This is a genomic window from Kamptonema animale CS-326 (genome assembly GCF_028330895.1).
GTDB lineage: Bacteria > Cyanobacteriota > Cyanobacteriia > Cyanobacteriales > Microcoleaceae > Kamptonema > Kamptonema formosum.
Genome location: NZ_JAQMUA010000253.1, coordinates 1 through 7,539, shown reverse-complemented (window position 1 = coordinate 7,539; position 7,539 = coordinate 1). Strand labels below are relative to the sequence as shown.

Genomic DNA, 7,539 nt, shown 5'->3' with positions numbered 1-7,539 from the left:
GTAATTAGCCATTAGCCATTACCCATTAGCCATTAGCCATTAGCCATTAGCCATTACCCATTAGCCATTACCCATTAGCCATTAGCCATTACCAATTACCAATTACCAATTACCCATTACCAATTACCCTTATATTTCTTCACCATCCCCCCCTTGCCCTTGAACACCTTTAATAATCCGAGATAACTCACTCTTTTCATTAAAACTAATCCGAGTTGGAGAACCGCTAATAATTCGTTCGTAACTGCGGAAAGAGTCTCTAATTTCGGGCCCTTTCTCCGTAATTGTGTACTCTCGAATGCCCTTATCATGCCAAGAACCCCGCATTTTGAAAACGTTAATAGCGCGGGACATTTCCCCTCTGATTTCCACATACTGAAGCATAATAATCGTGTCAGTAATCGTAGAAATATGAGAATCCGTAATTGAATTAGAACCCATAAACTGATCGCTTGTATTCGTGAAAAAGCCAGTTATTTCCTCCTGCTTAGCAAAACCAGTCACGCCGATCACAAATTGCCGGAAAGAATTATTACTAACTCCCCGCGCTAAAGCTGATAGGGAATCAATAGCAATTCGAGACGGCTTAAATTCAGCAATTTCTGATTTGATATTTTGCAAATGGTCTTCTAAACCAGCCGATTCCGGGTAGGTACAAAGGATTCTCAGCAGACCTTTTTGTTCCATTTCCTCAAAATCAATTCCCCAAGAATAAGCATTGCGGAATAGCTGAGCGCGAGACTCTTCATAGGCAAATAGCATGGCGCGATCGCCATTTGCACAAGCATTTTGCAAGAACTTACTCACCAGCAAAGTTTTACCCGTACCAGTAGCGCCAGTAGCTAAAATAATCGAATCTTTGAAGAAACCACCACCGCACATTTCATCAAGAGTTTTATCCCCAGAGGAAACTCGGACATTAGAAGAACGTTGAGTTAAACGCATTGCACCAAGGGGGAAAATATTAATACCGTTATTCGTAATCGTAAAAGGATACTCCCCTTTCATGTGAGTTGTCCCCCGCAACTTCAAAATTTCCATCGTGCGACGACGGCGTTCCCCTTCCAAAACGTTGCGGACAATCACCACATTATCTGAAACAAATTCCTCTACTCCAAACCGCGCCACAGGGCCATACTCTTCTACCCGTTCAGTGGTCATAATCGTGGTAGCTCCAACTTGTTTTAGTCGCGCTACTAGACGAAAAATCTCGCGCCGCACTACCGATGCGGCATCATATTGCTGGAAAACTGCCGTTACTGAATCAATAGAAACTCGCCGAGCTTTATATTTCCGAATCGCGTATTGAATGCGCTCGATTAAGGCGGATAAATCAAAATTTCCGACAATATCTTGACCTTCTGGATCGGGAGAAGCATCTAAAATAAACAGTTTACCTTCGTCAATTAAGCGTTGCAAATCCCAACCGAAACTGTAAGCATTTTTAATGATATCCGTGGGAGATTCTTCAAAGGTAACAAATACCCCCGCTTCTTCAAAATTCATGATGCCGTTGTAGAGAAATTGCACCGCAAATAATGTCTTTCCAGTTCCCGATGTGCCGCTGACTAAGGTAGTTCTGCCAATAGGCATTCCTCCGTGACTGATATCATCGAAACCCTCAATCATCGTGCGAATTTTTTGAACTCCTGGGGTTACTAATACTTCGTGATGCAAAATTTGAGTATTATTATCCATATTTTGTTTTTGTTTTTTGTTGTTAATTGTTGTTTTTAATTAAAAAGCTATTAGGATCAACAATGTCAATTATCACTATTGTATATTTAGTGTTGTTCTATATGTTGTTTTATAGAAAGTCACTCAAGCTAACAGTTTTAATTGTATTAATTGTTGTAGCTATTTGTTGACGCTCGCTTAGATTCTATCGTGTAAGTTCATGTCTTCTTCGCGCAATTCTTCATAGAGTAAATCTAGTCCAATCAAAACTTTTTCTCTGTCTGATAAATCACCAATAATTTTTCTGACTGGAGGTGGCAATATTTTCGCCAAAGTCGGCGTTGCCAAAATTTTGTCCTCTTCTGCTAGTTGAGGGTTTTTGAGGACATCTATCACTTTGAGGGCGTAGACTCCCAGAAATTCTTGCTCTAGAATGTCCTTGAGTGTTTTCAAAGCCCTTACAGAGTTGGGAGTATTCCCAGCAACATAGAGTTTGAGAACATAGGTTTTCTTCAGAGGGGTCATAAATTTTGCTCAGACTATCAGTTGATAATTGGTGATTGGTGATTGGTGATTGATAATTGGTAATTGGTGATTGTAATTGGTGATTGGTAATTGGTGATTGACAACAATTAACAGTTAAGATTTAACAGTTAACAAAAATCAAGAATCTCTGGGAATTGAACGTCTGTACATCTCGCACAAGTGTGCAATCGCATCGATTAGTGTCAATCGGTAGTCTAGTAATACTTCCTCACTACGACCTTCTAATTTTAGCTGGTTGGCAAATTCATCCATTAATTCCATGTGAATTTCTACAATTTGAGTAACAGAAATGTCGGCAAAAAAAGCTACATTTACAAACTCATCTATTTTATTATTCAGCGTGGAGTCTGGGGAAAAATAATTCAAAACTATCTCACGATAATTTGACTGAAGTTGCTCCAAGAGCTTTTGCCTCTCTGCTGAAGGCAGATTTCGGAAGAAAAACTGGGAATTTCTCTTATAGTACACACCTAAGTATCCTAATCGCTCCCGTAATTTTTCAGCAAGCCTCCGCTGCTGGCGATGGAGCAAACTTTGAGAAGTCAATTCCGCAGTCGGATCGGTAGTTGAGGCATGGCCTCTAGCTCGAACCGGGACAGAGAGATTGAGAAATCGGGTCATCGCCTGGTCAATGAAGGAACTGAGATCGCTTAACTTGGCGATCGGCAACTTCACTTCAGCAGCGTGGTAAAAAAAATGGAGGTTTTCCTCGTGGCTACCCTCCGAGGTCATCGCATGACTCTCTGGCAGAAGTTTAGCGTCTTCTGAATTTGCCTCCGCTTCCAAGATTACGACTGGTAAGAATATGGAATGTTCTTGTAGTTGGCTAACTAGCAAGTGCAACTCTGGGTAAACCTCGAATACGAGGCAATCGAGGTGGCTGTTGCGCTGGATGAAGTCCAAAAATCCCTCTGGGGAATTACTACGCATCAAAATGTAGCGATTTCTGTCCAAAAGCTTGAGGACAGATGTCGCGAGTTCTTCAGACCGCAGAAAAATACAGATAGAAAGCTCGGAACGCAAAGCTGTATTTGGCTCAATCCCGAAGTTGCCAGACAGTGCTGAATCGGTCAGTTTTGGTAACTCCTTTGCAAACACATAATATTACATAAAACATTTAAACACTAATTGTAACCAATCTTAACTCCAAAATTGATTCGATCCCGGTTAGAGAGCGATAATTAAAACTGTACCCTTGGGAGCAGCCTTTAACAATCCTCAGCAAGATTTCTGGGAAAGAGCTTGAGTCTTAAAATTATTCCTAGCTAGATTAGATAGCCCAGGTCTATGATTATCCCAAGCATCTTGCTGGACTTGCTAGGTCGCTCTGCGGACTGAGATAGGGATAAGGCAGATTTCGAGGTCGGCCCCTATTATTTAGCATCAATTGTTGCGCTACTTCTGATTTCCAGCCCTGACCACCAAGTTTCTCATGTCAATACCCAACCCGACTCTCCAAAATTTTCTCGAACCCCTGCCGCTGTGCTTCCCAACTGCGAGACTGTCCGCAGTGCGGTCAATTTTCAGGCAAGCCAAGTGCGATCGCGTGGCAGTAGTCAACGATTTGCAGCAGCCTTTGGGGTTAGTCTATCTCCGTAGTTTAATGTTTGTGTCCCCAGTTTCGGATCGCAGAGGTGGCTACCATGCAAAACCACTATCGGAACTGAACTTTATAGTCGAACCCATGCTAGCTGTATCGGCTCTTATGAGTTTGAGCGATTTCTGGCTGTGGCTGCGACAGCAAAACTCTCAAGCGCAGATCAAAAACCAGGAAAAAAACGGTGAGTTTAATTATTTGGCAGAGAGTCGAGAAAATTGGGGACTCGAAAGCGCAGGTAGGGATATCTCTAGCGAGGCGATCGCAGATTTCTCCACCACTGCTGACTTACTGCCGGCTCCCAACCTGGCTCCCATAGCCTTGATCGAGCCTGATAGCGGTAAGTTTTTAGGATTGCTCGACAGCCTACAGTTGCTAAAATTCATGGCATTCGAGAACAGCAACAAAGGCGAGATCCGAGAAAGGGTGGCTGAGGCAAAAACTATTAAAATTGAAGAGCAAACAGGACTTAGATATCGCTCAGCGCCAAGAACCCCGAACATTGCTCCCCTTGTTGAACGGCCGAGTGTCGCGGTTCCAGGCAATGTAGCTCTCACCCTCAATTCCTTTGTACAACTGCTCGAACAACTGCCCTTACCTTTAAGATTGCTCAGCAACGACGGGCAAATTATTACTCAAAATGCAGCTTGGAAATGCCTGTTGGGAGCGGGCCCAGAACCCGCTTTCAACAGAACAGAAACAGGGAGTAATTCTCCGAAACCTTTCTCCCATTCCTCAGCCTCCGTTAGCAGGAGTGCAGGAAATTCCATCCCCGAAGATGGCAGGAACTGGGGAGGAACAGCTATAGCCCAAGAAGATAGTAGCTGCTCAGGGCCAGCGTGTGCCATAGCCCAGCCCTTGGCTTTCTCAACCTCAACCGCTCCCAGTTGGTGCGAGATCGCTGCAAAACCCGATAACTACACTTGCACATCTCCCGCCCACCAAGGTAAAGATCGCACCTGGCAATTTGTCAAACAGCCACTCTCAGAAACACTAACTCTTGTCTTAGCGCAGGATGTAACCGAAGAACAGCTAGTAGCCAAAGAACTCGCAGCTAAAAATGCCGATTTAATTCAGCTCAACCGACTTAAAGACGAGTTTTTAGCCTGCATCAGCCACGAACTGAAAACACCGCTGACAGCAGTATTAGGGCTATCTAGCCTCTTAAAAGACAGAGCGATCGGAGAACTCAACGATCGCCAAGCTCGCTACGCCAAGCTGATCCACCAGAGTGGTCGTCACCTGATGACAGTAGTCAACGACATTTTAGATTTGACCCGGATGGAAACCGGTCAAATGGAACTAATTGTCGAACCCGTCCAAATTGCCGCAGTTTGCGATCGCGCCTTTGAAGGAGCCAAGCTACTTCAGCAACAAGAAGACAAACCGACCGCAGCCAGAGATGACCCCACCAATCGCGACAGCACATCGGGCAAATCAGACTCCCCAATAGACTTTACTCTGGAAATCGAACCCGAATTAGTCCATATTGTCGCTGATGAACTGCGGCTGCGCCAAATGCTCGTCAACCTCTTGTCCAATGCCCTCAAATTTACAGCCGCAGGCGCAGCCATTGGGCTGAAAGTAAACCATTGGGAAGGCTGGATAGCTTTTACAGTTTGGGATACAGGCATCGGCATCCCCGCTGACAAGCAACACCTAATCTTTCAAAAATTCCAACAGCTTGAAAGCCCCCTGACTCGCCGCTTTCAAGGTACAGGACTAGGATTAGTCTTGACTCAACGCCTAGCTCGCCTCCACGGAGGAGATGTTTCGTTTATTTCCTCCGAAGGGCAAGGTAGCCAGTTTACTCTGCTTCTACCCCCTTGTCCTCCAGGTAAAACAGATGGGAAGCGAGGGAGCGCACAAGCGGGGGAGATCGAAGATGAAAATCTGCGCTTAGTCTCCTCATTCCCCCGCCCCCGCGTCCCTCCACTTAAGAGATCCCCTGTCGGCTTGGTGTTGATTGTTGAAGCCGTCCCCCGCTTTATTGAAGATTTGAGCAACCTCCTGACAAATCTAGGCTATCGGGTGATCGTCGCCCGTTCCGGTACTGAAGCTCTAGAAAAAGCCCGCAGATTTAGCCCAGAAGTAATTTTTATCAACCCCCTACTACCGTTACTATCCGGTTGGGACGTGCTGACATTACTCAAAACTGATGCCGATACTTGCTCTATACCCGCGATCGTGACCGCAACACGCGGCGAAAAAGAACGGGCCAAACTCAACCGAGCCGATGGCTTTTTAAGCCTGCCAGTTAAAGAAGCTACACTACTGGAGCAGCTCAGGGACTTGACACGGGCCGAGCAACCAACTGCGGATGCGTTCAAGAGTTCCCTTACTGTTTTATTATTGAGTCCTCTCAACAGTTCCTTTCACGCTGCCTCATTCCTAGTTCACCCTTCTTACTGCCGGATTTTAGAAGCAGATGACCTCGATCAAGCCGAACTCCTTGCCCGGATTTGGCATCCTAACGTGATGGTATTGGAGGGTACGACACAGTTACAAAACCCTTCCGCTTTTGTCGAAGAACTAAGTCGGCGCAGCAGTTTGGTCAGCATTCCGCTTGTAACGTTAGATTCTGTGACTACCTCCGTCGCCAATCAAGTCAAGGGATTATCAGTATTTCCATGTTTAGCAGCAGGCGATCGCAATGCTGTCGGGACTGCCGACACCTCCCAGCAGATGCCCTCTGCCTTATGGCAAGTAATTCAAGTGGCGGCGGGCATCACTTGCAAACCCTCGATTTTACTCGTTGATGTCTCCTCCCTCTCAGATTTATTACACTCTGCTGAGGGAGGAGGGAAGCAAGGGAACGGGGAAGATGACGGAGAGGGGAAAGAAGAAGGGGGAATTTCTGACTTTTTTAACTCCAAGCTCAAAACCCCAAAGCGTGGCGAGGAAGGAACCCATCTCTCCAAACTCCCAACTCAAAACTACGTTGGCGAAACCTACCCGCAGAGTTTAGCGTGGCGAGGCGCGAAGCGTGGCGAGGAACGAAGCAAACTCAAGCCATCTCTCCCAACTCCCAACTCTCCCTCTTGCCAAGTTACTCATCCCCCGTTAACATTCCCTATTCCTAATTCGCAATTACCAGTTCCCAATTCCCAAGCTTTGATTCAGTACCTCCAAACGGCAGGATTTCGAGGTGCGATCGCAGGCTCTTGGGCTGAAGTTTTGCAGCAGTTGCAATATCAAAGTGTTGACTTACTGTTAATTTGCTTGCGGGAGGGCTCATCCCCATCTCTAGTGCAGGCACTATCTAAGTTAAGACAAATGCCTGCTAAACCTCCTATTCTCGTATTGGATTATCGCTGCGAAACAAACAAAGAATCGCAAGTCTTGAACTCTATGCTGGGAGAACTCGCTGCTCAACTTTTGTCATCTTCCCTATCGGTAGCAGAGTTATTACAACAGATCGAACAATCCCTAAATGGTAGTTACAAACAGAAGAGTTAGGCGATTGCCGTGAAGGGAAGCCAGAGGCGATCCGCAAGGGCAAGATGCAGTAATCTCTTTTTTGTCACGACAGGGAGAGAAAAACTTAGGCAGCCAACCAACTCGAAACAGAAATAAGGAGCTGGGGGGGTGACAGAGAGGCCTAAGAAATAGACCCAATCAGGATTCCAGCCCGTATACCCTGCTGGTAAAAACGACGTTTATTGGGAGTTATCTTCATTAATTCTTGAACGAGTTCAGAATGTTGTTCGAGATAATTT

Annotated in this window: 4 protein-coding genes; 1 reads left to right on the top strand and 3 read right to left on the bottom strand. The window is 45.6% G+C overall.

Annotated features, from left to right (window positions below):
- Nucleotides 1-129 precede the first annotated feature (129 nt).
- The 3 genes from kaiC to PN499_RS14920 all read right to left on the bottom strand — a co-directional run bounded on the left by kaiC (nucleotide 130) and on the right by PN499_RS14920 (nucleotide 3,321).
- Entirely contained in the window at nucleotides 130-1,698 is a 1,569-nt protein-coding gene (gene kaiC / locus PN499_RS14930) for a circadian clock protein KaiC (protein ID WP_007356119.1), read from the bottom strand.
- Nucleotides 1,699-1,875: 177 nt separating this feature from the next.
- Nucleotides 1,876-2,202: a circadian clock protein KaiB gene (kaiB, locus tag PN499_RS14925; protein WP_007356118.1), complete on the bottom strand. Its 327-nt coding sequence runs from the start codon at nucleotides 2,200-2,202 to the stop codon at nucleotides 1,876-1,878.
- Between the two features lie 138 nt (nucleotides 2,203-2,340).
- Nucleotides 2,341-3,321: a circadian clock protein KaiA gene (locus tag PN499_RS14920; protein ID WP_272032777.1), complete on the bottom strand. Its 981-nt coding sequence runs from the start codon at nucleotides 3,319-3,321 to the stop codon at nucleotides 2,341-2,343.
- Nucleotides 3,322-3,655: 334 nt separating this feature from the next.
- On the opposite strand from PN499_RS14920, the gene PN499_RS14915 reads away from it, so the two are divergent.
- Nucleotides 3,656-7,279: an ATP-binding response regulator gene (locus PN499_RS14915; protein ID WP_272032776.1), complete on the top strand. Its 3,624-nt coding sequence runs from the start codon at nucleotides 3,656-3,658 to the stop codon at nucleotides 7,277-7,279.
- Nucleotides 7,280-7,539 lie beyond the last annotated feature (260 nt).